Source organism: Ferrigenium straubiae, assembly GCF_051257895.1.
Lineage (GTDB): Bacteria > Pseudomonadota > Gammaproteobacteria > Burkholderiales > Gallionellaceae > Gallionella > Gallionella straubiae.
The window spans coordinates 1,683,348-1,706,408 of sequence record NZ_CP194331.1 but is presented as its reverse complement, the minus strand read 5'-3'; the positions used below and the strand labels follow the sequence as shown (position 1 = coordinate 1,706,408).

31 protein-coding genes and 1 pseudogene are annotated in these 23,061 nt (G+C 62.3%); 22 read left to right on the top strand and 10 right to left on the bottom strand.

Annotation, left to right across the window (positions count from 1 at the left end; translation table 11 throughout):
• Window positions 1-6: 6 nt before the first annotated feature.
• Window positions 7-1,161: an efflux RND transporter periplasmic adaptor subunit gene (locus ACRRNM_RS08215; RefSeq protein ID WP_435627744.1), complete on the bottom strand. Its 1,155-nt coding sequence runs from the start codon at window positions 1,159-1,161 to the stop codon at window positions 7-9.
• A 213-nt stretch (window positions 1,162-1,374) separates the two neighbouring features.
• On the opposite strand from ACRRNM_RS08215, the gene ACRRNM_RS08210 reads away from it, so the two are divergent.
• Together ACRRNM_RS08210 and ACRRNM_RS08205 are read left to right on the top strand one after the other, a co-directional pair.
• On the top strand, window positions 1,375-1,719 hold the full coding sequence (locus tag ACRRNM_RS08210) for a DUF488 domain-containing protein (protein WP_435627743.1): 345 nt from the start codon (window positions 1,375-1,377) through the stop codon (window positions 1,717-1,719).
• A gap of 109 nt (window positions 1,720-1,828) precedes the next feature.
• Complete coding sequence (locus ACRRNM_RS08205) at window positions 1,829-2,281, top strand: RT0821/Lpp0805 family surface protein (protein ID WP_435627742.1); 453 nt, start codon at window positions 1,829-1,831, stop codon at window positions 2,279-2,281.
• Here ACRRNM_RS08205 and rsmI read toward each other — a convergent pair.
• Window positions 2,274-3,110: a 16S rRNA (cytidine(1402)-2'-O)-methyltransferase gene (rsmI, locus tag ACRRNM_RS08200; RefSeq protein ID WP_435627741.1), complete on the bottom strand. Its 837-nt coding sequence runs from the start codon at window positions 3,108-3,110 to the stop codon at window positions 2,274-2,276. The two genes, ACRRNM_RS08205 and rsmI, sit on opposite strands and share 8 nt — an antisense overlap.
• 18 nt (window positions 3,111-3,128) lie before the next feature.
• Between rsmI and ACRRNM_RS08195 the strand changes: the two genes are divergently transcribed.
• The 15 genes from ACRRNM_RS08195 (at window position 3,129) to ACRRNM_RS08125 (ending at window position 11,509) form a co-directional block, all read left to right on the top strand.
• Window positions 3,129-4,256 carry a penicillin-binding protein activator gene (locus ACRRNM_RS08195; RefSeq protein WP_435627740.1) on the top strand — a complete coding sequence of 376 codons (1,128 nt, stop codon included), beginning with the start codon at window positions 3,129-3,131 and terminating at the stop codon, window positions 4,254-4,256.
• Window positions 4,249-4,584 carry a YraN family protein gene (locus ACRRNM_RS08190; protein ID WP_435627739.1) on the top strand — a complete coding sequence of 112 codons (336 nt, stop codon included), beginning with the start codon at window positions 4,249-4,251 and terminating at the stop codon, window positions 4,582-4,584. The genes ACRRNM_RS08195 and ACRRNM_RS08190 overlap by 8 nt, the downstream gene beginning before the upstream one ends.
• 38 nt (window positions 4,585-4,622) lie before the next feature.
• The gene (locus ACRRNM_RS08185) at window positions 4,623-5,210 is read left to right on the top strand and encodes a phosphoheptose isomerase (RefSeq protein WP_435627738.1); all 588 of its coding nucleotides are present in this window, start codon (window positions 4,623-4,625) and stop codon (window positions 5,208-5,210) included.
• A gap of 2 nt (window positions 5,211-5,212) precedes the next feature.
• Complete coding sequence (locus tag ACRRNM_RS08180; protein WP_435627737.1) at window positions 5,213-5,779, top strand: BON domain-containing protein; 567 nt, start codon at window positions 5,213-5,215, stop codon at window positions 5,777-5,779.
• 147 nt (window positions 5,780-5,926) lie between these two features.
• The gene (rfaE2, locus tag ACRRNM_RS08175; RefSeq protein ID WP_435627736.1) at window positions 5,927-6,412 is read left to right on the top strand and encodes a D-glycero-beta-D-manno-heptose 1-phosphate adenylyltransferase; all 486 of its coding nucleotides are present in this window, start codon (window positions 5,927-5,929) and stop codon (window positions 6,410-6,412) included.
• A 44-nt stretch (window positions 6,413-6,456) separates the two neighbouring features.
• Window positions 6,457-7,188 (top strand): bifunctional demethylmenaquinone methyltransferase/2-methoxy-6-polyprenyl-1,4-benzoquinol methylase UbiE, encoded by a 732-nt coding sequence (gene ubiE, locus ACRRNM_RS08170; RefSeq protein WP_435627735.1) that lies wholly within the window; start codon window positions 6,457-6,459, stop codon window positions 7,186-7,188.
• A gap of 301 nt (window positions 7,189-7,489) precedes the next feature.
• A complete protein-coding gene (locus ACRRNM_RS08165; RefSeq protein WP_435627734.1) occupies window positions 7,490-7,768 on the top strand; it encodes a type II toxin-antitoxin system RelE/ParE family toxin in 279 nt (92 codons plus the stop codon).
• Window positions 7,769-7,797: 29 nt separating this feature from the next.
• A complete protein-coding gene (locus ACRRNM_RS08160) occupies window positions 7,798-8,097 on the top strand; it encodes a HigA family addiction module antitoxin (RefSeq protein ID WP_435627733.1) in 300 nt (99 codons plus the stop codon).
• A gap of 16 nt (window positions 8,098-8,113) precedes the next feature.
• Window positions 8,114-8,512 carry a YkvA family protein gene (locus ACRRNM_RS08155; protein WP_435627732.1) on the top strand — a complete coding sequence of 133 codons (399 nt, stop codon included), beginning with the start codon at window positions 8,114-8,116 and terminating at the stop codon, window positions 8,510-8,512.
• Between the two features lie 234 nt (window positions 8,513-8,746).
• A complete protein-coding gene (locus ACRRNM_RS08150) occupies window positions 8,747-9,019 on the top strand; it encodes a YlcI/YnfO family protein (RefSeq protein ID WP_435627731.1) in 273 nt (90 codons plus the stop codon).
• The gene (locus ACRRNM_RS08145; protein WP_435627730.1) at window positions 9,016-9,315 is read left to right on the top strand and encodes a type II toxin-antitoxin system RelE/ParE family toxin; all 300 of its coding nucleotides are present in this window, start codon (window positions 9,016-9,018) and stop codon (window positions 9,313-9,315) included. Before ACRRNM_RS08150 ends, ACRRNM_RS08145 begins: the two co-directional genes overlap by 4 nt.
• Window positions 9,316-9,354: 39 nt before the next feature.
• Window positions 9,355-9,696: a zinc ribbon domain-containing protein YjdM gene (locus tag ACRRNM_RS08140; protein ID WP_435627729.1), complete on the top strand. Its 342-nt coding sequence runs from the start codon at window positions 9,355-9,357 to the stop codon at window positions 9,694-9,696.
• The gene (locus tag ACRRNM_RS08135; protein WP_435627728.1) at window positions 9,696-10,517 is read left to right on the top strand and encodes an alkaline phosphatase family protein; all 822 of its coding nucleotides are present in this window, start codon (window positions 9,696-9,698) and stop codon (window positions 10,515-10,517) included. The genes ACRRNM_RS08140 and ACRRNM_RS08135 overlap by 1 nt, the downstream gene beginning before the upstream one ends.
• A gap of 58 nt (window positions 10,518-10,575) precedes the next feature.
• Window positions 10,576-10,785 carry a hypothetical protein gene (locus ACRRNM_RS08130; protein WP_435627727.1) on the top strand — a complete coding sequence of 70 codons (210 nt, stop codon included), beginning with the start codon at window positions 10,576-10,578 and terminating at the stop codon, window positions 10,783-10,785.
• A 115-nt stretch (window positions 10,786-10,900) separates the two neighbouring features.
• Window positions 10,901-11,509 carry an RluA family pseudouridine synthase gene (locus ACRRNM_RS08125; protein ID WP_435627726.1) on the top strand — a complete coding sequence of 203 codons (609 nt, stop codon included), beginning with the start codon at window positions 10,901-10,903 and terminating at the stop codon, window positions 11,507-11,509.
• Here the strand turns inward: ACRRNM_RS08125 and ACRRNM_RS08120 are convergent, their stop codons facing one another.
• Window positions 11,510-13,000, bottom strand: coding sequence for a YifB family Mg chelatase-like AAA ATPase (locus ACRRNM_RS08120; RefSeq protein WP_435627725.1), 1,491 nt, complete (start codon window positions 12,998-13,000; stop codon window positions 11,510-11,512).
• A gap of 35 nt (window positions 13,001-13,035) precedes the next feature.
• Window positions 13,036-13,284, bottom strand: coding sequence for an accessory factor UbiK family protein (locus ACRRNM_RS08115; protein ID WP_435627724.1), 249 nt, complete (start codon window positions 13,282-13,284; stop codon window positions 13,036-13,038).
• Window positions 13,285-13,526: 242 nt separating this feature from the next.
• Here ACRRNM_RS08115 and ACRRNM_RS08110 point away from each other — a divergent pair, with 242 nt between their 5' ends.
• Entirely contained in the window at window positions 13,527-14,294 is a 768-nt protein-coding gene (locus ACRRNM_RS08110) for a TorF family putative porin (RefSeq protein WP_435627723.1), read from the top strand.
• Window positions 14,295-14,313: 19 nt separating this feature from the next.
• Complete coding sequence (locus ACRRNM_RS08105) at window positions 14,314-14,652, top strand: P-II family nitrogen regulator (protein ID WP_435627722.1); 339 nt, start codon at window positions 14,314-14,316, stop codon at window positions 14,650-14,652.
• Between the two features lie 4 nt (window positions 14,653-14,656).
• On the opposite strand, the gene purU is transcribed toward ACRRNM_RS08105, so the two are convergent.
• Both purU and ACRRNM_RS08095 read right to left on the bottom strand, forming a co-directional pair.
• Entirely contained in the window at window positions 14,657-15,508 is an 852-nt protein-coding gene (gene purU / locus ACRRNM_RS08100; protein ID WP_435627721.1) for a formyltetrahydrofolate deformylase, read from the bottom strand.
• 15 nt (window positions 15,509-15,523) lie between these two features.
• Window positions 15,524-17,122, bottom strand: a complete 1,599-nt coding sequence (locus ACRRNM_RS08095) for an ABC-F family ATPase (protein ID WP_435627720.1) — start codon at window positions 17,120-17,122, stop codon at window positions 15,524-15,526.
• A 330-nt stretch (window positions 17,123-17,452) separates the two neighbouring features.
• Here ACRRNM_RS08095 and ACRRNM_RS08090 point away from each other — a divergent pair, with 330 nt between their 5' ends.
• The 3 genes from ACRRNM_RS08090 (at window position 17,453) to ACRRNM_RS08080 (ending at window position 19,633) form a co-directional block, all read left to right on the top strand.
• On the top strand, window positions 17,453-17,863 hold the full coding sequence (locus ACRRNM_RS08090; protein WP_435627719.1) for a gamma-butyrobetaine hydroxylase-like domain-containing protein: 411 nt from the start codon (window positions 17,453-17,455) through the stop codon (window positions 17,861-17,863).
• A gap of 63 nt (window positions 17,864-17,926) precedes the next feature.
• Window positions 17,927-19,018, top strand: coding sequence for an iron-sulfur cluster carrier protein ApbC (apbC, locus tag ACRRNM_RS08085; RefSeq protein ID WP_435628657.1), 1,092 nt, complete (start codon window positions 17,927-17,929; stop codon window positions 19,016-19,018).
• 21 nt (window positions 19,019-19,039) lie between these two features.
• Window positions 19,040-19,633, top strand: a complete 594-nt coding sequence (locus tag ACRRNM_RS08080) for a cyclic nucleotide-binding domain-containing protein (protein ID WP_435627718.1) — start codon at window positions 19,040-19,042, stop codon at window positions 19,631-19,633.
• Window positions 19,634-19,769: 136 nt separating this feature from the next.
• Here the strand turns inward: ACRRNM_RS08080 and ubiT are convergent.
• From ubiT to ACRRNM_RS08060, 4 genes and pseudogenes are all read right to left on the bottom strand, one after another.
• Window positions 19,770-20,178: pseudogene (gene ubiT, locus ACRRNM_RS08075) on the bottom strand (ubiquinone anaerobic biosynthesis accessory factor UbiT); the annotation flags it as partial.
• Between the two features lie 14 nt (window positions 20,179-20,192).
• Complete coding sequence (locus ACRRNM_RS08070; protein ID WP_435627717.1) at window positions 20,193-21,083, bottom strand: U32 family peptidase; 891 nt, start codon at window positions 21,081-21,083, stop codon at window positions 20,193-20,195.
• A gap of 3 nt (window positions 21,084-21,086) precedes the next feature.
• Window positions 21,087-22,094, bottom strand: coding sequence for a ubiquinone anaerobic biosynthesis protein UbiU (gene ubiU, locus ACRRNM_RS08065; RefSeq protein WP_435627716.1), 1,008 nt, complete (start codon window positions 22,092-22,094; stop codon window positions 21,087-21,089).
• A complete protein-coding gene (locus tag ACRRNM_RS08060; RefSeq protein WP_435627715.1) occupies window positions 22,084-23,037 on the bottom strand; it encodes a TIGR01212 family radical SAM protein in 954 nt (317 codons plus the stop codon). Before ACRRNM_RS08060 ends, ubiU begins: the two co-directional genes overlap by 11 nt.
• Window positions 23,038-23,061 lie beyond the last annotated feature (24 nt).

Below are 23,061 nucleotides of genomic sequence, written 5' to 3'. Positions count from 1 at the left end.
TGTCCCTTATGACTTGCCGTTTGCAGCAGGCGGCGTTGCCTTGTCTTCTGCTTTCTTCTGCGCACCGTTTGCCGGTACCGCTTTCACCGGCGTGCCCGGGCGCGCCTTCTGCAGGCCGTTCACGATGACCTGCTCGCCGCCCTTCAGACCCTCGGCGATGATGAAGTCGCTGCCCGCCATGCCGCCGGTTTTTACCGGCAGCGGCGCTGCTTTGCCGTCGGGGGTTACGATCATCACGAACTGCCCCTGCGGGTTGGCCTGCACGGCGCGCTGCGGCACGCGGATGGCGTTGTCCGCCTGCGCCTGCGGGAAGCGCAGGCGCACGAACATGCCGGGCAGCAGTTCGCGCTGCGGATTGGGGAACTCGGCGCGCAGGCTGACCGCGCCGGTGTTCGGGTCGACCGCCATGTCGGTGAAGAAGATCTTGCCGGCTTTCGGATAGGCGCTGCCGTCTTCCAGCAACATCTCCACGCTGGCGGATTCGGCGTGTTTGAGCATGCCCGCCTTGACAGCCTGTTTCAGGCGCAGCACATCCGCGCCGGGCTGGGTGAAGTTGACGTAGATCGGGTCGAGCTGCTCGATGGTCGCGAGCAGGGTGGCCTCGCCCTTGCCGACCAGCGCGCCCTCGGTCACCTGCGCGCGGCCGATGCGCCCGGAGATCGCGGCGGGAACGCTGGCGTTTTCCAGGTCTTCCTCGGCGCGGATCAGCGCGGCTTCGGCCTGCTTGTGTTTGGCCGCCGCGAGGTCGTATTCCTGCTGGCTGACCGCCTTGATTTCGAGCAGCGGCTGGTAGCGCTCGACGGTCTGGCGCGCGATCGCGAGGTCCGCGCGGGCCGCCTCGGCCGCCGCACGATAGGTGCGCGCGTCGATCTGGAACAGCGGCGCGCCCGCTTGCACGTCGCTGCCTTCCTGGAACATCCGCTTCTCGATCACGCCCTCGACGCGCGCGCGCACCTGCGCCGTGCGGTACGCCTGCAAGCGCCCCGGCAGGTCTTGCGTGAGCGTCGCGCTGCCCGCGGCGACCGTGATCACGTCCACCTCGGGGGGCGGCATTCCTGCGCCCGGTCCACCGGGCGGCGCGCCCTTGTCGTTCCCGCCGCAGCCCGCCAGCAGGGCGGTCAGAAGGAGGGTGTAAGCTATCGGCCTGGTTGGAGTTGCCATGTTCGGTATCCTGTTTTAATTGTCTGAAAAGCAGCTGCCTTCCCCCTGGCGTTCCGATGAAACGGTGCGCTGCAAGCCGGGCAGAATATCAAACGCTTGTTTGAAATACAACCTTATTCTCGATGCTCCTGCTTACGCTTTTCAGTGTATTGCTCTCCATCGGCGATCCGGGTTAAGGTGGTTGCGTAACATTCGGGAACCAGCCCTGCCGCCATGAAACTGCAGATCAAGCGCGCCTATGAGGCGCCGGAAAAAGCCGATGGCATCCGCATTCTCGTGGATCGGCTGTGGCCGCGCGGCCTGAGCCGGGATAAGGCCGCCGTAGATCTGTGGCTGAAAGACATCGCGCCTTCCACGGAACTGCGGCGCTGGTATGCGCACCAGCCCGAGCGCTGGCCGGAGTTCCGGCGGCGTTACTTTGCCGAGCTCGACCGGCAGCCTGAAACTGTCGCCGAATTGCGGGCCGCGCTCGGCAGGGGAAGCGCCACACTCGTCTACGCGGCGAAGGATGCCGGGCACAACAACGCGCAGGCGCTGCTGGAATATCTTGGGGCCTGACACCGCTTTCAGCATCTTGCCGGCTCCAAAATACGCAATTACCCGCATATAACGCCGACAAGAGACCCCCTATGATTGGAGCGCCGAATTCCACATAAGGGGTGCCATCATGAAAAGAATCCTGATCATGCTTTTTCTCTCCGTCTTGTCCGTGACGCTGGCCGCCTGCCAGACCAAGCAGGAGAGCGGCGCGGTCATAGGCGGCACTCTGGGCGGCGTGCTGGGTTCCAATGTCGGCGGCGGGGAAGGCCGCACCGCCGCCATCATTGCCGGGACGCTGCTCGGCGCGCTCGTGGGCAGCGAGATGGGGCGCTACATGGATGAGAACGATGAGCGCAAGGCACAGTCCGCGCTGGAATACAACCGCGACCATCAGGCCAGCACTTGGCGCAACCCGAATACGGGCGCCGATGTTTCTGCAACGCCGACCCGCACCTTCAAGACTAGCGACGGCGAGAACTGCCGCGAATACCAGACGACAGTCACCGTCAGCGGCAAGCAGGAGAAGGCCTACGGAACTGCCTGCCGCCAGCCGAACGGCTCCTGGAAGATCGTCAACTAGGTTTCATCTCCAGCGCGAGCTGATACAGCTCGTTGCGGCTCGCCGCAGTGATCTTTGCGGCGAGCTGCACCGCCTGCTTGAGCGGCAGCTCGTCGAGCAGAATTTCCAGGGTGTGCCTTGCTTCGGCGGACAAGCCGGGTTGCGGCGCAGCACCCGAAACCAGCACCACGAACTCGCCGCGCTGCTGGTTGCTGTCAGACATCAGCCATGCCCCGGCATCGCGTAAGGGGCAGGCATGGATCGTCTCGAACAGTTTGGTGATCTCGCGCGCCAGCACGACTTGCCGCTCCCCGCCCAGCACTTCGCATAAATCGGCGACGCATTCGACGATGCGGTGCGGGGCCTCGTAGAACGCCAGCGTGCAGGCCTGGTCGCGCAGGGATTCGAGCGCGGTACGGCGCGCGGCGGACTTGCTGGGCAGGAAACCATAGAACAGGAAATGCGGCTCGGCCAGGCCTGCCGCCGACAACGCCGCGATCGCCGCATTCGCGCCGGGAACCGGGATGACGCGCAGGCCCGCTGCGCGCACCGCCTGCACCAGCAACGCGCCGGGGTCGCTGACGGCGGGCGTTCCCGCATCGCTGACGAAGGCCACGCTCTGCCCCGCCTGCAGCAGCGCGACGATTTTCTCCGCTGCACCCTTCTCGTTGTGCTGGTGCACTGCCATGAGCCGGTTCGCGTTGATGCCGTGCTGCGTGAGCAGGTGCGCGGTGTTGCGCGTGTCCTCCGCGGCGACGACATCCGCCGCTGCCAGCACGTCCAGCGCGCGCAGCGTGATGTCACGCAGGTTTCCAATCGGGGTGGCAACTACATATAATGCTGGTTCCAATTTTTCCGGATATTCGCTATGCAACGTGCATTCCTCTGGCTGTCGGCGCTGCTCGCACTATACGTGAGCAGCATGGCCTGCGCCACCGAGGGCGCGCCGGCCGGCGAAGTGCCGCCTCCGGACGACGCGAAGCCCGTACCGCATATCGCGCTGCTGTTGCCGCTGAAATCGGCAGCTTTCGGTTCCGCCGCTGACGCGGTGCGGCAGGGTTTCGAGGCCGCAGCCGATCTGGAAATGCAGCTGCCGGGGAAGCTGCCGGTGCGGGTGTATGGCTGCTTCGACGAGGGCAAGGACATCGCCGCGCTGTATCGCCAGGCAGTCGCCGATGGTGCACGCGCCGTGGTGGGGCCGCTGACGCGCAACGGCGTCGGCGTGCTGGCGGCGGAAAAGGAGATTCCGGTGCCGACCCTGGCATTGAACATGGCGGAAACCGCGCCTGTGGGGCAGTTGTATTTTTTCGGCATGGCGGTGGAAGCCGAGGCGCGGCAGGCCGCGCAACTGGCGATGCATGAGGGGCTGCAGTGGGCCATCGTCATCACCACGCGCGAGCAGCTTTCCAAGCGGCTGCAGTTCGCCTTCGAGGAGGAATGGCACCGTTCGGGCGGCACGATCTCGCGTGAGATCGAATACGACGGCGATCCCGCGGTGCTTGCCGACATTGCCGAGGCGGCCGGCACGGTGGTGTTCCTCGCCGCCGATGCCGAAAAGGCGCGCCTGATCCGCCCCTATCTGCCGAACAAGTTGCCGATCTATGCCACCTCGCAAATTTTTATCGGCAACAGCGAAAACCTGGTCAATTACGACCTGCACGGCATCCGCTTCGTGGACATGCCGTGGCTGCTGCAGGCCGACCATCCCGCGGTGATGGTCTATCCGCGCCCCATCTCGTTGCTTTCCGCCGATAACGAGCGGCTCTATGCGCTGGGCATCGATGCGTTCCGCCTGATCCAGTTGCTGCTGGCCGGCAAGGTCGACGCCACCCTGCCGCTGGACGGGGTGAGCGGACGCATCGAACTCAACAGCCATGTCTTCCAGCGCACGGCGGTTCCCGCGGTTTTCGCGCAGGGGCAGGTGCAGTCCCGCCATCTGCAGACCGCACCTGCCGCGCCGGCATTCCCGAGCCGCGGCTGGGAAAACCATGAATGATTGCGGCGCGCAGGCCGAGCAATTGGCTGCGCAATACCTGCAGGGGCAGGGGCTGAAGCCGGTGGCGCAGAACTACCGCGGCCGCTTCGGCGAGATCGACCTGATCATGCAAGACGGTACGACGCTGGTGTTCGTCGAGGTGCGCCTGCGGCGCAATGCCGGCTTTGGCGGTGCGGCGGCCAGCATCGACGCGCGCAAGCGACAGCGCATCGTCCGCACCGCGCAGCAATATCTCGCCACCCTCGCGCATATCCCGCCGTGCCGCTTCGATGCCGTGCTGATGGGCGAGGGCGGCGTGGAATGGCTCAGGAATGCGTTCGAGGCCTGATTCGGTTAATATTCGCGCTCATCGCAGGGACAATAACAATGGATATAGGCAAGCGCATCATCAAGCATTTCAAGGACAGCGCAGAACTCAAGCTGAAGGTCAAGGAAGAGCTGGCTAAGCCCATCGCGGAAGCCGCGCAGGTTTTTTTCGACTGCGTCGCCAATGACGGCAAGATCCTGTGCTGCGGCAACGGCGGCTCGGCGGCCGATGCGCAGCACTTCGCGGCGGAGCTGGTGAACCGCTTCGAGAAGGAGCGCCTCCCGCTGGCGGCGGTCGCGCTGACCACGGACAGCTCGGTGCTCACTTCCATCGCCAACGATTACGATTTCAACCAGATATTTTCCAAGCAGGTGCGCGCGCTCGGCATGCCCCGCGACAGCCTGCTGGCGATTTCCACCAGCGGCAACTCGCCGAACGTGGTCGCGGCGATCCACGCGGCGCATGAGCGCAGCATGCGCGTGGTCGCGCTGACCGGGCGCGACGGCGGCGAGATGGCCGGCGCCCTGCGCGACGGCGACGTGCTGATCTGCGTGAATGCGAAGAACACCGCGCGCATCCAGGAGGTTCACCTGCTCACCCTGCACTGCCTGTGCGACGTGATCGATTATCTACTGTTAGGAGAATAGACATGCGTATCGTTTCCCTGCTGTTGCTCGCGCTTGCGGCCGGTTCGCTGCAAGGCTGTTTTCCGGTGGTCGCCGCCGGTGTCGGAACCGGCGTGATGATGGTGCAGGATCGCCGCACCAGCGGAGCCTACATCGATGACGAAGCGATTGAAAATAAGGCATCCAGCCAGATCGGCAAGCAGTACAAGGACAAGGTGCACGTCAACGTCACGAGCTTCAACCGCAACGTGCTGGTCAGCGGCGAAGCGCCGAGCGAGGTGGTGAAGGCCGAGATCGGCAGGCTGGTGGCCGGCGTTGAGAACGTGCGCAACGTGAGCAATGAGTTGGTCGTCGCCAGCCCGAGTTCGCTGACTTCGCGCAGCAGCGACAGCGTGGTTACCTCGGACGTGAAGCTGCGCTTCATGCAGGACAAGCGCTTCAGCGCCGAACACGTCAAGGTGGTCACGGAAAACGGCACGGTGTTCCTGATGGGCCTCGTCAAGCGTGCCGAGGCCGACGCAGCCACCGAAATCGCCAGCACCACCGGCGGTGTGCAGCGCGTGGTACGGCTGTTCGAATACCTCGATTAAATGGACGCCTCGGAAAACCTGCTGCGCAGTTTGATTGCGGCGTTGCGCGGTACTCGCTTCCTCGCCTATCTGTTCGATATGTCTCGTCGCTCCGTTCCGTGCGCCTTGCACTCAAACTGCTCGCTACGGTTTTTCGAGGCGCCATAGATGTACACGGCCCCCATCTTCGAACACAAGCTGTGTCGGCCGGAACACTTCGCCGAGCGCGCCGTCATGCTACCGCGCCCGCTGGTGTTCACCAACGGCTGCTTCGACGTGCTGCACCGCGGCCATGTGACCTACCTCGCGCAGGCGCGCGCGCTGGGCGCGGCGTTGATCGTGGGGGTGAACAGCGACGCCTCGGTGAAGCGTCTCGGCAAGGGAGGCGACCGTCCGGTCAACCCGCAGGACGACCGCATGGCGGTGCTCGCCGCGCTGGAATCGGTCAGCCTGGTGGTGCCGTTCGACGAGGATACGCCGCTGAACCTGATCCTCGCCTCACGCCCCGACATACTGGCGAAAGGCGGCGACTGGCAGATCGAAAACATCGTCGGCGCGCGCGAGGTGCAGGGCTGGGGCGGCAAGGTGCACAGCATCCCGTTCCTGCACGAGCGCTCCACCACCGCGCTGCTGAACAAGATACGTTCGCTATGAGCACGACCCGCTGAAATTCAGCGACGCATTTAAGGAGTATGGAAATGGCTGAAACCCACTTTGGTTTTGAAACCGTCGCCGAGGAAGAAAAGGCCAAACGCGTCGCGGGCGTGTTCGACTCGGTCGCGAGCAAATACGACATCATGAACGACCTGATGTCGGTCGGGCTGCACCGCATCTGGAAGCGCTTCGCGGTCGGCGTCAGCGGCGTGCGCGAGGGGCAGCGCGTGCTCGACGTGGCGGGCGGCTCGGCGGACCTGTCGCGGCTGTTCCTCAAGAAGGTCGGCGCGAGCGGCCAGGTCGTGCTTACCGACATCAACAACGCGATGCTGCGCGTCGGTCGCGACCGCCTGCTCGACGAAGGCATCGCCACGCCGACCGCGCAGTGCGACGCGGAGCACCTGCCGTTTCCCGACAACTACTTCGACTGCGCCAACATCGCCTTCGGCCTACGCAACGTTACGCACAAGGACGCCGCGCTGCGCGAGATGTGCCGCGTGATCCGTCCGGGCGGGCGCGTCATCGTGCTGGAGTTCTCCAAAATCGCCAAACCGCTGGAACCGATCTACGACGCCTACTCGTTCAAGCTGCTGCCCAAAATCGGCGAGCTCGTCGCCAACGATTCCGACAGTTACCGCTACCTCGCCGAATCCATCCGCATGCACCCGGGGCAGGATGAGCTGAAGCAGATGATGGAGGAGGCCGGGCTGGAGCGCGTCGAGTACTTCAACCTGACCGGCGGCGTAGTGGCGGTGCACCGGGGGTACAAGCTGTAAAAATTGCTGCGGAGGGCGTCTGATGGAACTACTAGCCATTCCACTAGGCTGCCAAAATACAGCAGCCAAGTGGCTGGTTATGCGGCGTTGCGCGGTACTCGAAATCCTCATGTACCTTAAGTACATTCCGGTTTCTGCGTTGACCAGCGACTTGGCTGGCGTATTTTGTCAGCCTAGTCGAATGGCCATGCAAAGCTCCGTGCGCCTTGCATCTATCCCTCCTCGCGAATTTTTAAGGTCAGCATCTAAGTCATATTTCGCGCGGGCTTGACATATTAACGCGACGCGTTAATATGTGCGCATGATTAAATCCTTTCGATGCCGCGAAACTGAAGCACTGTTCAATCGTGAGCGTGCTCCCCGGTTTGCCAACATTGAACGGGTAGCGCGCCGGAAGCTGGAACAACTTCATATGATTGGCAGCCTCGAAGACTTGCGCATTCCGCCCAATAATCGTCTTGAGGCGCTCAAGGGGAATCGCAAGGGGCAGTGGAGTATCCGCATCAACGATCAGTGGCGTGTGTGTTTCCGTTTCGAAAACGGTGGCGCAGTTGATGTCGAGATCGTGGATTACCACTAACCGTAAGATACTATTCAGGAGTCAAAAACATGCGTGAATTACCTCCCATACATCCCGGCGAAATTTTGCTGGAAGAATTTTTGAAGCCGCTTGGTTTGAGCCAGTATGCTCTAGCCAAAGCAATCGGCGTACCGCCACGCCGTATCAACGAAATCGTGCATGGCAAGCGCTCGATTACTGCCGATACTGACTTGCGCCTGTGCCGGTATTTCAGCCTGTCTGACGGCTACTGGTTGCGCGGCCAGACGCGCTATGACACGGAAATGGCGAAAGAAGCTTTGGCCGATGTGCTGAAAAAAATCCACCCGCTGGAACGGATTGCGGCGTGATGAGTTCGTTTTTGATATGGCATTACTCGCAGAACTAAAAAAACGTGCGCGTCATCTCAAGGCGGAGACTTTTGCTCTTTACCTTGCTGCACGTGATCCACGAACACCGTGGTATGCAAAGTTTCTCGTTGCTGGCATCGTCGCTTATGCCTTCAGCCCTATTGATCTGATCCCAGACTTTGTGCCGGTTCTTGGCTATCTGGACGATCTCATTCTGATACCAATAGGTATCTCTTTGGCTATCAAATTGATCCCCTATCCAGTTTTAGCCGAGTGCCGGGCGCGGGCACAGGAAACCATCCAGAATGGTAAACCCGTGAGCCGGGTTGCAGGTACAGTCATCATCGCAATCTGGCTGGTGTTGGCTGCGCTCTGCATCGTGTGGGCCTATGAAGCGTTCATGGTGCAATCGTGAGCGCGCCCCCCATCGGTCAAGCGAGGCTGCGCAAAAGCACGTAGCCCCTTACTTTTACGTTTAACTGTAAAGAATGGAGCTTTGGCAGCCCACGTAGGATGGGTTGGCAACGCGATATCCATCGTTCTCTTGATGGGTATCCTTCGTCAATCCATCCTATCGCTCCATCCGTCTTGCATCTCCCGCCCGCATCGGCGATGATGTGCATCACATTTGCAATACACGAGGCAAGCCATGAAAACCGCCACCATGCCCGCGCTGCGTGTGCAGCCCGAACTCCGGCAGGCCGCCGAGGAGATGCTGCGTCCGGGCGAGACGCTTTCCGCGTTTGTCGAGGATGCGGTGCGGCGCAACGTGGAGCTGCGCCGCGCGCAGCAGGAGTTCATCGCGCGCGGCTTGGCTTCGCGCGATGCCGCAAAAAAATCCGGAGTCTATTTTTCCTCTGAGGAAGTGCTGCAGGAGCTGGATGGCGTGCTTGCCGATGCGAGGAAGAAAGCGCGCAAGTGAGCTACAGGGTTCGCTACACCCTGGAAGCCAAGGAGGATTTGAAACGGCTCTTTGTCTTCATCGCAGAACAAGACTTGCAGGCCGCGAAGCACGCGCGCAAGACCATCGCCGCAGGCATCGAGTTGTTGCAGCAATTCCCGTTCACCTGCCGCAAGGCCATTGCAGAGAATGCCTTGCTGCGCGAACTGGTGATTCCGTTCGGTGGCGCAGGCTATGTCGCGCTGTTCGAAATCGAGGACAATGAAACCGTGACGATCATCGCCGTGCGCCATCAGCGCGAAGACGATTACCATTAGCGTACACCCGCATCGAATTTTTATTACTGGAGTTTAGTCGTGAGCAGTCTACCCAAGTGTCCCAAATGCAGTTCCGAATTCACCTACGAGGACGGCGGCAACTACGTCTGCCCCGAGTGCGCGCACGAGTGGCCGAAAGACGCGCCCGCCGAGGGCGGCGAGCAGCAGCGCGTGTACAAGGATGCGTTCGGCAACGTGCTGGCCGACGGCGACACGGTCACGGTGATCAAGGACCTGAAGATCAAGGGCTCGTCTTCCGTCGTCAAGGTGGGTACCAAGGTGAAGAACATCCGCCTGGTGGACGGCGACCATGACATCGACTGCAAGATCGACGGCATCGGCGCGATGCAGTTGAAGACGGAGTTTGTGAAGAAAGCCTGATGCGTTTCGTTCTTGCCCTGATGTTGCTGGCGCAAAGCGCGCTGGCCGCCGATGCGCTGCCGCGCCCCGATCACATCGTCATCGTGGTGGAAGAGAACCGGTCGTTCTCGCAGATCATCGGCAACCGCGAGGCGCCCTATCTCAATGCGCTCGCCAAACGTGGCGTGCTGTTCACCCGGTCGCGCGGCGTTGCGCATCCCAGCCAGCCGAATTATCTCGCGCTGTTTTCCGGCACCACGCGCGGCATCGGCAGCAATGCGTGCCCGCTGGAACTGGGCGGCGAGAATCTTGCCGGCGCCCTGATTGCGCAGGGACTGAACTTCGTCAGCTACTCGGAGTCCATGCCGGAGGCGGGATTCGAGGGCTGCATCTACGGCGCGTATGTGCGCAAGCACAATCCGCTGGCGAACTGGAAGGAACTGGCGGCGTTCAACCAGCCGTTCGACGCGTTTCCGCAGGACTTTGCGCAGTTGCCCGCCGTGGCGCTGGTGGTGCCCAACCAGCTCAACGACATGCACGACGGCAGCATCGCGCAGGGCGATGCCTGGCTGGCGCGGAACATCGAGGCCTATGCGCAATGGGCGATGACGCACAACAGCCTGCTGATCGTGACCTGGGATGAGGACGACGGCTCGGAGGACAACCGCATCGCGACGATCTTCGCCGGCGCGATGGTCAAGCCCGGCAGGTCCGCGCAGCGCATCAACCATTACACCCTGCTGCGCACCCTCACCGGGATGTATGGCTTGCCCCCTCTGGGCGAGAGCGCGCAGGAGAGGCCGATCACCGGCGTCTGGCGTGCGCCGGGCGGGATGCGTTAGGCGAGTGTGCTAGAGTTGGGCGCACAAGGTCAGAATTTGACGGGGAAATGAAAAGCACATGAGCTCCTGGGGATGTCCGCACGAACACGAAGGCAAATGCCAGAAGGTGAACGACCTGCCCTGCAGTCCGGGCATGAAAGGCTGCGTGCTGTTCGGCCGCTTCGTCTGGGCGGACCAGAGCAAGAACCGTCCCGCCGGGGGATGGGGCGGCGGCGAGCCGCAACCGCAAGAAAACCACCCGCCCCAGGCGCCATCCGAAAAAGACTGATGGTCTTTCCGGCAACCGGCTGTCCTTCTTGAAACCTGTTCACCCTCACCCTCACCCTCACCCTCACCCTCACCCTCACGGCCTCGCGCTGATCTACCAGGACGAATCCCTCATCGTGGCGAACAAACCCGCCGGGCTGCTTGCGGTGCCGGGGCGCGGCGCGGACAAACAGGATTGCCTCGCGAGCCGCGTGCAGGCCGAGTTTCCCGACGCGCTGGTCGTGCACCGCCTGGACATGGCGACCTCCGGCCTGCTGCTGTTCGCGCGCGGCGCGGAGATGCAGCGCCGCCTGTCGCATCTGTTCAGCAAGCGCGAAGTGCAAAAACGTTACGTGGCGGTGGTGGCGGGCAGGGTGGAGTCTCTATCCGCTGAGATCGACCTGCCGCTGGCCGGCGATTGGCCGAACCGCCCGCGGCAGAAGGTGGATCATGAGTTGGGCAAGCCCTCACTCACGCGCTATCGGGTGCTGGGGTATGGCGAGGACGTTCGCCCTGGGGTATCGAAGGGTGAGCGGGATACGTGCACAACCCGCGTGGAGCTGGAGCCGGTCACCGGCCGCACCCATCAGTTGCGCGTGCATCTCGCGGCCATCGGGCATCCCATCCTCGGCGATGCGCTGTACGGTCAAGGGGCGGAGAGACTGATGCTGCATGCCAGCGCGTTGAGTTTTGCCCATCCGCTGGGCGGCGAGCCATTGGCGCTGGCGAGTGAGCCGCCGTTCTAGTTAGAGATTCAGCCGCCGGTACTGCACCGCCTCGGCAATATGTCTGGTTTCAATCCCGTCAACCCCTTCCAGGTCGGCGATGCTGCGCGCAACCTTGAGCACGCGGTGGTAGGCGCGCGCGGAGAGATTGAGGCGGCTGATGGCCTGTTGCAGCAGCACGGCGCCCTGTTCATCCGGCGCGCATAACTCGTCGATCTCAGTCACCGTAAGCTGCGCGTTGGCCTTGTCCTGGCGCGCGAGCTGGCGTTGCCTTGCGATTTCCACGCGCGCCTGCAAGTCGGCGCTGACTTCGCCGTCCGCCTTGTTGAGCAAATCGTCCTGCGCAACGGCGGGCACTTCGATCTGGATGTCGATGCGATCCAGCAGCGGCCCGGAAATCTTGTTGCGGTAGCGTGAGACCTGGTCGGGCGTGCAGCGGCATTTGCCGTTGTAGTGCCCGAGGTAGCCGCAGGGACACGGGTTCATCGCCGCGATGAGCTGGAACTGCGCGGGGAAATCAGCGCGCCGCGCGGCGCGCGAGATGGTGATGCGCCCGGATTCCAGCGGCTCGCGCAGCACTTCCAGCACGCTGCGCTCGAACTCCGGCAACTCGTCGAGGAACAGCACGCCGTGCAACGCCATTGAGATTTCGCCGGGGCGCGGGTTGCCACCGCCTCCGACCAGCGCTACGCCGGACGCGGTATGGTGCGGCGACCGGTAGGGGCGGGTCTTCCACTTCGCCACGTCGAAGCTGCCGTCGAGCGATTGCAGCGCCGCGCTCTGCAGAGCTTCTTCCTCGGACATCTGCGGCAGGATGCCGGGGAAGCGCGCCGCCAGCATGGACTTGCCGGTACCCGGCGGGCCGACCATGAGCACGCTGTGCCCGCCGGCAGCGGCGATCTCCAGCGCGCGCTTGGCCTGCGCCTGGCCTTTCACCTCGCGCATGTCCGGGTAATGCGGCGCGACCCTCTGCGGTGGGCTGTCATACGGCGCGAGGACTTCGCGTCCGGCGAGGTGCGCGGCGACCTGTAGCAGCGATTGCGCCGGATAGACGGTTGCCTCCTCCACCAGCGCGGCTTCGGCGGCATTGGCCTGCGGCAGGATAAAGGCGCGCCCGCTGTTCGAGGCGCGATAGGTCATCGCCAGCGCGCCGCGGATCGGGCGCAGCTCTCCGGTCAGCGCGAGCTCTCCGGCAAATTCATAATCATTCAGTCGGTCGGAGGGAATCTGGCCGGTCGCGGCGAGGATGCCGAGCGCAATGGGCAGATCGAAGCGTCCGCTTTCCTTGGGCAGGTCGGCGGGGGCGAGGTTGACGGTGATGCGGCGCGCCGGAAAATCGAACTGGCAGTTCTGCAAGGCCGCGCGCACGCGGTCCTTGCTTTCCTTGACCTCGGTTTCAGGCAGCCCGACGATGGTGAAGCTTGGCAGGCCGTTGGCGAGGTGCACCTCGACGGTGACCAGCGCGGCCTCCATGCCGGATAAAGCGCGGCTGTAGAGAACAGCCAAGCTCATGAAGTTACCTCTGAGTTTTCAGAGGCGCTCATAAATTACTTTGCGGCGGTGTTGCGCTGCGCTTCCAGTTCCGCGACGCGCGCTTCCAGCGCGGTGAGGTGCTGGCGCGCGCGCGCCAGCACCTGTGCCTGGACGTCGAATTCTTCGCGCGTCACCAGATCCAGCTTGGCGAAGCCCTGCATGAGCATGGCGCGGGCATTCTTCTCGATGTCCCTGGCGGGGCTGTTCTTCACCAGTTCGCTGATCTTGGCGGACAGGTCGTCAAAAATTTTTGTATCAGGCATGGTTTGTTCTCCCGTAGTTGATGCGCCCCGAAGTGTAGCAAGTTAAGCGTTTGCTTGCCGCACCTCATGGGTGCGAGGGTGTTTCCGATACGCACCAGGAACATGCATTGGCTCGCTCCGGCAGGTGCTGCCTAGCCCGCAACATAGTGTAATTCAAACATAATTCAGTTTGGCACGCATCCTGCTGAGGAAGGGACGTGGAGATTTTTCCTCTCGTTCTTGACTCGAGAAAAGGAAACGTGATGAAGCACAAACTGTTATTTTTGCTGCTGGCGGCGGCATCCGGCATGGCCATGGCGGATGCGCCACCGTCTCCGCATGTCTTCAGCGCAAACATCGGCTTCACCACCGACTATATTTTTCGCGGCATTTCGCAGGCCTCCCACAATCCGGCGCTGCAGGGCAGCATCGACTATACCCATGCCAGCGGCCTGTACGCGGGCGTATGGGGTTCGAACGTGAGTTGGATCGCCGACAGCGGCGCGGTGGCGACCGGCAGCGTCACCCTGGAACTGGATACCTGGTTTGGTTTCCGCAACGGCTTTGCAGGTGACTTTACTTACGATGTCGGTTTCATCCGTTATAACTATCCTGGTAGCTACACCGCCGCGGCCGGTTTTGCCAAGGCCGATACCGAAGAGGTCTATGGCGCGCTCGGCTACAAGTGGGTCGCCGCCAAGTACTCCTATGGACTGGGGCAGTTCCTGACTGTTCCGGGTGCGGTGGGCACCAGCTACTTTGAGCTTAACGCCAGCGTTCCCCTGGGGGGCACTGGCTTCACCTTCGGCGCGCACGCGGGCAGACAGACCTACAAGGATGCCGCCGCCGCAGCCTTCGCCAACACGCCGACCTATACCGACTACAAGCTGAGCGTGTCCAGGGATTTCAGCGGCTATTTGGTGACCGCGGCCTATACCGACACCAACGCCAGTCCGTTCTACACCTATCCCGCGTTTGGCGGTGACTGGGGCAAGGGGGTTGCCGTATTGTCGGTGACACGCGCATTCTAGATTCGCAGAGGAGATAGTCATGAAAATGGTCGTCGCCATCATCAAGCCGTTCAAGCTCGACGAAGTGCGCGAGGCGCTTTCCGAGATCGGCGTGCAGGGCATCACCGTCACCGAGGTCAAGGGCTTCGGGCGGCAAAAGGGCCATACCGAGCTGTATCGCGGCGCGGAATACGTGGTGGATTTCCTGCCAAAAATAAAACTGGAGACCGCCGTGCAAGCAGGCCTGCTGGAACAGGTGCTGGAAGCCATCGAAAAATCCGCGCACACCGGCAAGATCGGCGACGGCAAAATTTTCGTGTCCGACCTCGATCAGGTGATCCGCATCCGCACCGGCGAGTCCGGCACAGACGCGCTTTAGGAAATCAACGGAACACGATGGTCTTGTTGCCGCACACCAGCACGCGATCCTCGACGTGATAGCGCAGGCCGCGCGCCAGCACGGTTTTTTCGATATCCTTGCCGTAGCGCACCATGTCTTCCACGGTGTCGCCGTGGTCGATGCGCGTGGTGTCCTGCTCGATGATCGGGCCGGCATCCAGTTCGGCGGTCGCGTAATGGCAGGTCGCGCCGATCAGCTTCACGCCGCGGTGGTAGGCCTGGTGGTAGGGCTTGGCGCCCGCGAAGGAGGGCAGGAAGCTGTGGTGGATGTTGATGATGCGCCCGGCATAGCGGGCGCATAAATCCGGCGGCATGATCTGCATGAAGCGCGCCAGCACCATCACGTCGCCGCGCGTTTCATCGAACTGGCGCGCAATTTCTGCAAAGGCCGCAGCCTTGTCCTGCATGGCGACATGATGGAACGGGATACCGTGCCATTCGACGAAGCCGCGCAGGTCTTCATGGTTGGAGATCACGCAGGGAATCTCTACTTCCAGCTCGCCGCTGCGCCAGCGGTGCAGCAGGTCGTTGAGGCAATGATCCTGTTTGCTGACCAGTACCGCCACGCGTTTTTTTACGGCGGAATCGCTGACCTGCCAGTCCATGCTGAATTGTTCTGCCAGCGCGGCAAAGCGCGTACGCAATCCCGCCGCATCGAACGGCAGCGAGTCGGCGCGGATTTCCTGGCGCATGAAAAACCGCTGCGTCTCCTGATCGGTATGGTAGCTCGCCTCGACGATGAAGCCGCCATGCTGCGCAACAAAGCCGCTCACCGCCGCGACGATGCCGACCCGGTCCGGGCAGGAGAGTGTCAGCGTATAGCGGTGTTCGGCCATGTTGGTTCCTATCGGTTAAAGTGCCATTCCCTGGTCGCGCAGGTACTCTTCGTAAGTGCCATGGTAGTCGGTCACGCCCTTCGCGGAAATCTCGATGATGCGCGTCGCGAGCGAGGAGACGAACTCGCGGTCGTGGCTGACGAAGATCAGCGTGCCCTTGTATTCCAGCAGTGCAGTGTTGAGCGACTCGATGGATTCCATGTCCATGTGGTTGGTTGGCTCGTCCATCAGCAGCACGTTGGGGCGCTGCAGCATCAGCTTGCCGAACAGCATGCGCCCCTTCTCGCCGCCGGACAGCACCTTGACGCTTTTCTTCACTTCGTCGCCGGAAAACAGCAGGCGCCCGAGCGTGCCGCGCACCACCTGGTCGTCATCGTGCGGGCCGCGCCAGTAGGTCATCCAGTCGGTCAGGGTCTTGTCCTCGGCGAACTCGTGCGCGTGGTCCTGCGCGTAGTAGCCGAGTTTGGCCTTGTCCGCCCACTTGATGGTGCCGGTATCGGGTTCGAGGTCTCCCGCCAGGCAGCGCAGCAGCGTGGTCTTGCCGATGCCGTTCGGGCCGATGATGGCAACCTTCTCGCCCGCATCGATGCGGAAATTCACGTTGGAAAACAGCATGCGGTCGAAGCCCTTGGCCATCTGCTGCACCTCCACCGCGGTGCGGTGCAGCTTCTCGCGTTCGTCGTATTCGTAGCGGATGAACGGGTACTGGCGGCTGGAGGGCTTGATGTCCTCGACCTTGATCTTGTCGATCTGACGCGCGCGCGAGGTGGCCTGGCGCGCCTTGGAGGCGTTCGCCGAGAAGCGCGCGACGAAGGCCCTCAGCTCGGCGATCTTTTCCTTGGCCTTGGCGTTGTCGGCGGACTGCTGTTCGCGCGCCTGCGTCGAGGCGAACATGTAGTCGTCGTAATTGCCCGGATACACGGTGATCCTGCCGTAGTCGAGGTCGGCCATGTGGGTGCACACGCTGTTCAGGAAGTGGCGGTCGTGCGAGATGATGACCATCGTCGAGTTACGCGCATTGAGGATGTCTTCGAGCCAGCGGATGGTGTTGATGTCGAGGTTGTTGGTCGGTTCATCGAGCAGCAGGATGTCCGGGTTGGAGAACAGCGCCTGCGCCAGCAGCACGCGCAGCTTGAAGCCGGGCGCGACTTCGCGCATCGGGCCGTTGTGCAGCTCGATGGCGATGCCCACGCCGAGCAGCAGTTCACCGGCGCGCGGCTCGGCGGTGTAGCCGTCGTATTCGGCAAAGGTCGCCTCCAGGTCGGCGGCGCGCATGTAGTCTTCCTCGCTGGCGTCCGGGTTGGCGTAGATCGCGTCGCGCTCGCTCATTGCCGCCCACATCTCGCTATGACCCATCATCACCACGTCCAGCACGCGCATATCTTCGTAGGCGAACTGGTCCTGGCGCAGCTTGCCGAGGCGCTCGTTCTTGTCCAGCATCACGTTGCCGGAAGACGGCTCCAGGTCGCCGCCGAGGATCTTCATGAAGGTGGACTTGCCGCAGCCGTTCGCGCCGATCAGGCCGTAGCGGTTGCCGTCGCCGAACTTCACGGAGACGTTTTCAAAAAGCGGCTTGGCGCCAAATTGCATGGTGATGTTTGCGGTGGAAAGCATTAAAAACCTGACTTCGGAAAATTTTGGAGCGCGATTTTATCACCCTGCGCACCTCGCACCGAACTAAAACGCGGCTGCGGTTAACCTTGCCGGGCGGTTCACCGCGAAAAGATGGGCGATAACGGCCAATAACATCGTCCCAATCAGGGACATCCGGTCTTGATGCTCCCGCGCGAGTTGCGTATAGTGACTTGCCTGTGTTTTTGCTTGGTTGTATGAGTCATCGCAGCACCATCGCAACTTAATATTTTCCCGTCGCAAAATTGCTATTCAGGTTGATTGGCGCCTGCTGTGCGGCGCGGTTTTTCACTACCAACGGAATTTGGAATCATGTCAGGACACCCTACGGAAATTAAATTACATCAGCAATCCCGCGCGCTCGAGATCGCATTTGACGATGGCGCATGCTTTCAAATGCCCTACGAGTTTCTGCGGGTGCACTCGCCGTCGGCCGAGGTGAGGGGGCATGGCGTCGGCCAGGAGACCCTGCAGGTCGGCAAGAGGGATGTGAAGGTGCTTGAGGTTTTGCCGGTCGGCAATTATGCGATGAAGATCGTCTTCGACGATGGTCACGACTCCGGCCTTTACACCTGGGATTATCTCTACAATCTGGGCAAGCATCAGGCCGAGTTGTGGCAGGAGTATCTGGAGAAATTGGCTGCTGCGGGCGGAAGCCGCGAGCCCGGCAGCGAGCCGGAGCCCCAGAAAGGCGGTTGCGGGAGTGGCGGCTGCAGCCATTGAGTTAGAATAGCCGGGCAGATTGGCACCGGTTTTCAGTTTTTCAAATGATTTCAGGAGTAAATGATGAGTTTTAGCGAAGCTGATGTGCAAGGCGCACTGAAGAATCTGATCGACCCGAATACCCAGAAGGATTTCGCCAGCGGCAAATCCCTGAAGAGCGTCAAGATCGACGGCAACAACGTGTCGGTGGATATCGCGCTCGGCTACCCCGCGAAGAGCGTGCTGGACGAGATACGCGCCATGATCGAAGCGCATCTCAAGGCGGCATTGCCGGGCAGTAGCGTCAGCGCCAACGTGACCAGCAAGGTGGTGCAGCACGCGGTGCCGCACGGCGCGAAGCTGGTGGACGGCGTGCGCAACATCATCGCGGTGGCGAGCGGCAAGGGCGGGGTGGGCAAGTCCACCACCGCGGTCAATATCGCGCTGGCGCTGGCCGCCGAGGGCGCGCGCGTCGGCATGCTGGACGCCGACATCTACGGGCCTTCGCAACCGACCATGCTGGGTATTTCCGGCCAGCCCAATACGGACGGCAGCCACTTCATGGAGCCGATGATCAATCACGGCCTGCAGGCGATGTCCATCGGCTTCCTCATCGGCGGCGACGACACGCCGATGATCTGGCGCGGCCCGATGGTCGTGCAGGCGCTGGAACAGCTGCTGCGCCAGACGCGCTGGGACGACTTGGATTACCTGGTTGTCGATCTGCCACCCGGCACCGGCGACATCCAGCTCTCGCTGGCGCAACAGGTGCCGGTCACCGGCGCGGTGATCGTGACCACGCCGCAGGACATCGCGCTGATGGATGCGCGCAAGGGACTCAAGATGTTCGAGAAGGTCGGCATCAAGATCCTCGGCATCGTGGAAAACATGAGCACGCACATCTGTTCCAAGTGCGGGCATGAGGAGCATATTTTCGGATCGGGCGGCGGCGAGAAGATGTGCGCCGATTACAACGTCGAGTTTCTCGGCGGCCTGCCGCTGGACATCCGCATCCGCGAACAGACCGATTCCGGCAAACCGACGGTGGTCGCCGATCCCGACGGCCAGGTCGCGAAGGTATACAAGCAGATCGCGCGCCGCATCGCGGTCAAGATCGCGGACATGGCGCAGAACCGCAGCGCCGTGTTCCCGAAAGTGGTGGTGCAGAACACCTGATGGAAAACGGAACGGCGAATCGTGGCATTGGATAGCGCAAAATCATCCCTGGCGTCGCTTGAGATGCTGGAGCCCGGCAAGCTGTTTCCGGAGCGCCGCCAGCAAGCCGCAGGCGCGACTCCAGACCGGCGCCAGCATCCCCAGTCGGGAACGACGTCTTCGGATCGGATTGCGGCCATGCTCGAGAACGTGCAGATGTTCAAGGATCTCGAGTGGGCGCAAATCAAGGCGTTGTCTGAGTATCTACAGATATATCGCGCCGCCCCAGGCGCAGTACTTTTCCGCGAGGGCGACAAGGGGGACTTCATGTGCGTCGTGCTCGAAGGCAAGCTCGAGGTTCACAAGGAAGACAACCGGCGCGTGGACAAGACCGTTACCACGATCCTTCCCGGCCGTAGCTTGGGCGAAATGACCATCGTGGACGGCGAGCCGCGCTCAGCAACGGCGGTGGTCGTTGCGCCGTCGGTACTGGCCGTGCTGACCCAGGAAAACTTCATGCAGATCATGCGCGACAAGCCCGCGCTTTCGGCGCAACTGCTGTTCAAGATCGCGCAACTGATCAGCCAGCGCCTGCGCCTGACCAGCGGCATCCTGGTGGACTATCTGGAAAACTGAACCGGGTTTTTACAGTGGCAGAAAAAGGGCGCGATTTATCGCGCCCTTTTTTCTGATAACCGAATAGACGAATAATTGAATTACGCCAGCAGGCGCGTACGGAGTTTGTTGAGCAGGCGCACCGGCAGCAGGGCGCCCAAATCCAGCGGCGGTAGCTCCATCGCATCCAGCGTGTTCTTCACCAGCAACCCCATTTCGGTATCTCCCTCCATGACCAGCCGGCGGCTGAAGAACAGCGTGTCCGGGTCTTCTTTGCGCAGCGCGAGCAGGAAAAAATCCTGCGCGCTGGCGCTGATGGACAGGTCGGGGCGGGAGACCGCGTGCCGCGCGAGCAGCCCCTGTGCGCCGAGGGTGAAGTGGAAGGTCAGGCCGGCATCTTTGACGCGGATGCAGACCTGTTTTCCGTGCAGGGGCTGCCAGGTCTCGTCGTGCAGCCTGTCGCCCAGCGCCAGGTTGATGGCGCGCGCAAAAATCAGCGAGTGGGGGTAGCGCGGCAGCAGCGAGATCAGGTTGCCGACAGGTTGCGGAATCAGGAAGGGCTTCATGCGATCACCTCACTCTAGTCGCGGATGAAATCGAGGCCGGGTTTGCCGTGCCAGTAGCCGTTGCAGGACGCGGCCGGCATCAGGTCCTTGATCTGTGCCAAGGCCTGTTCGGGCGTCAGGCGCTGCTCCATGCTTTCACGGAACAGGCCGAGTATCTTGCCGCTATGGTGCGCCTGCGGGCTGACCCGCACCACATCTACCCCTGCGCCCTGCAGGGAATCGAGTTCGCCGATCAGGTTATGCACCAGCGCCGACTGGGTCTGGATGCCGTTCAGGTTCAGGAAGGGCTGGCCCTCGCGGGTCTTCAGGGCGAGGCCGTCCTCGTAATCGAGGCACTTGAACTGGCAGTCGTCCTTCTGCAGGTTGTGGTGGCGCGCGGTGAAGCAGCGTGCCGAAAAGGCCAGCGGCAGGCGGCCGTAGGCGAATACCTCGGTTTCCAGCTTCGTCTGACGGTTGTTGTTGATCGAGACCAGCGCCTCGCGCGACATTTCCAGTGGCATCACCCAGCGTGTTGCACCCAGTCCGGTGAGCATGTCGAGGGTCTGCGGATTGTAGATGTTCAGGAACGGGCCTGCCACGAACGGCATCTTGTTCGCCAGAAGGCGCACCGCACCCATGTCGTTGGCCTCGACGCGGAAATTTTCGTTTTCGGCGATCTTGCGCAGCGTCTTGAGGTCGTTTTCGGACTCGATCAGCGTCTGCGTCGAGAGCACCACTTCCTTGCCGGCGGCGGTGAGCCGTTCCGCCATGTCCAGATAATCCTGCAGGCGCAGCAGGTGGCGGCGCGAACAGACGGTTTCGCCGAGGTAGATGATGTCCACGGGCGCGCTGGCCATCTCGTCGTAAAACCCGAGCATGGTGTCGCGATCCCAATAGTAGAGGACGGGGCCGAGAGCTAGCTTCATATCTTATTTCCAGGGACGATAGTACGCGCCGAGCGTCTGTGACTGCCCTTCAGACACCTTGCCGAGCTCCGCCTGCCATGCCGGTTTGACGGCAAACGCTCCGGCATCGCGCAGGCAGTTGTCAATGGCCTGACGCCACACCTTGGTGACTTGCTCGACGTAGGCGGGGCTGCGCTGGCGCCCCTCGATCTTGATCGCGGCGATGCCCATGCGCACCAGTTCCGGCAGCAGTTCCAGGGTGTTGAGGCTGGTGGGCTCCTCAATGGCGTAATAGGTTTCGCCCTCCACGTCGAAGCGACCCTTGCACAGGGTCGGGTAGCCGGCGTTCTCGCCGGCATCGTAGCGGTCGATGAGGATGCCGTTCAGACGCGATTCCAGCCCCTTGGGCGTTTCCTCCCAGCGCACCGCCTTGGGCGGCGAGCACACGCCGCGCGTGTTGGGCGAATCGCCGGTGGCGTAGGAGGACAGCGCGCAGCGCCCCTCCACCATCACGCATAGCCCGCCGAAACCGAACAGCTCGATCTCCACCTGGGTGCCGGCCATCAGCTGCTCGACCTGCGCCAGCGCCAGCACGCGCGGCACCACGGCGCGCTGGATGCCGAACATCTCGTGGTAGAAATTGATCGCCTCGTAGTTGGTCGCCGAGCCCTGCACCGAAAGATGCAGGCGCAGGTTGGGGTGAGTCTTCGCGGCATACTGCATCAGCCCTGGATCGGCGAGGATTACCGCATCCATGCCCAGCTCGGCGGCATGGTCGATGGCCGATGTCCAACGCTGCCAGCCGTCGGCCTGCGGGTAGGTATTCAGCGCCAGTAGCACCTTCCTGCCCTTGGCGTGGGCATAGCGCACGCCTTCCTTCGCGTTGTCGACGCCGAAGTTCAGGCCGGTGAAGTTGCGCGCGTTGGTGTCGTCGCGGAACCCCATGTAGACGCAATCCGCGCCGTTGTCTATTGCCGTTTTCAGCGCCGGCAGGCTGCCCGCCGGGCATACTAGTTCGATCTTACGCTGCATCCAGTATTTCCTCTCTAATCCAGGGCGTTCCGGCCAGGCTCCCCTGGCGACGGCCGCGCCGCGCCAGTTCCAGTTCGATGCCGTTGAGCACGTTCCATTTCTGCGAGCACCACTCCGGCGCTAGCAGGATATCCTTCGGCGCGGTGCCGGTAACGCGATGGAACACGATGTGCTCCGGCGTGCGCTCGATCAGGTCGCAGGCATGCCGGATATATTCCTCGCGCTGCAGCGGCCGGTATTCGCCGCGCCGCCACTGATTTGCCAGCACGGTGTGCTTCACTACATGCAGCGGGTGCAGCTTCAGCCCGTCCACGCCAATGTCCAGCACGGTGTCGAGGCTGGCATGATAATGCGACTCGTCTTCTCCGGGCAGGCCGAGAATCAGGTGAGTGCACAGGGGGATGCCGCGCCGCCGCGCCTCGATGGCCACCTCGCGGTATTCCTTCAGCCCGTGGCCGCGGTTGACGCGGCGCAGGGTCTCGTCGAAAGCCGACTGCAGGCCGAGCTCCAGCCACACGATGCGCCCTTCGTCGCGGTATCCGGCGAGCAGGTCGAGCACTGCGCCGGACACGCAATCCGGCCGCGTCCCGACCGAAAGGCCGATGATGTCGTGCTGGGTCATGGCCTGGCGATACATGACATCCAGCTCCGCCACGTCGGCATAGGTGTTGGTGTAGGCCTGGAAATAGGCAAGGTATTTCTTCGCGCGCGTCCGCTTCGAGATGGCGCTCCGCCCGCTGTCCAGCTGCGTTTCCAGCGTTTTCTGTTCGGGTCCGTTGGGGCTGAACGAGCTGTTGTTGCAGAACGTGCAGCCGCCGATGCCTTTGGCGCCGTCCCGGTTTGGGCAGGTGAAACCGGCGTCGAGGGCAATCTTGTGGATCCGTTGGCCGTGCTGCTCAAGCAGGTGCTGGCCGAAGGTGAGGATGTAATCGGAAAGTGCCATGATTTGTGGCGGGAAGACTAGCAT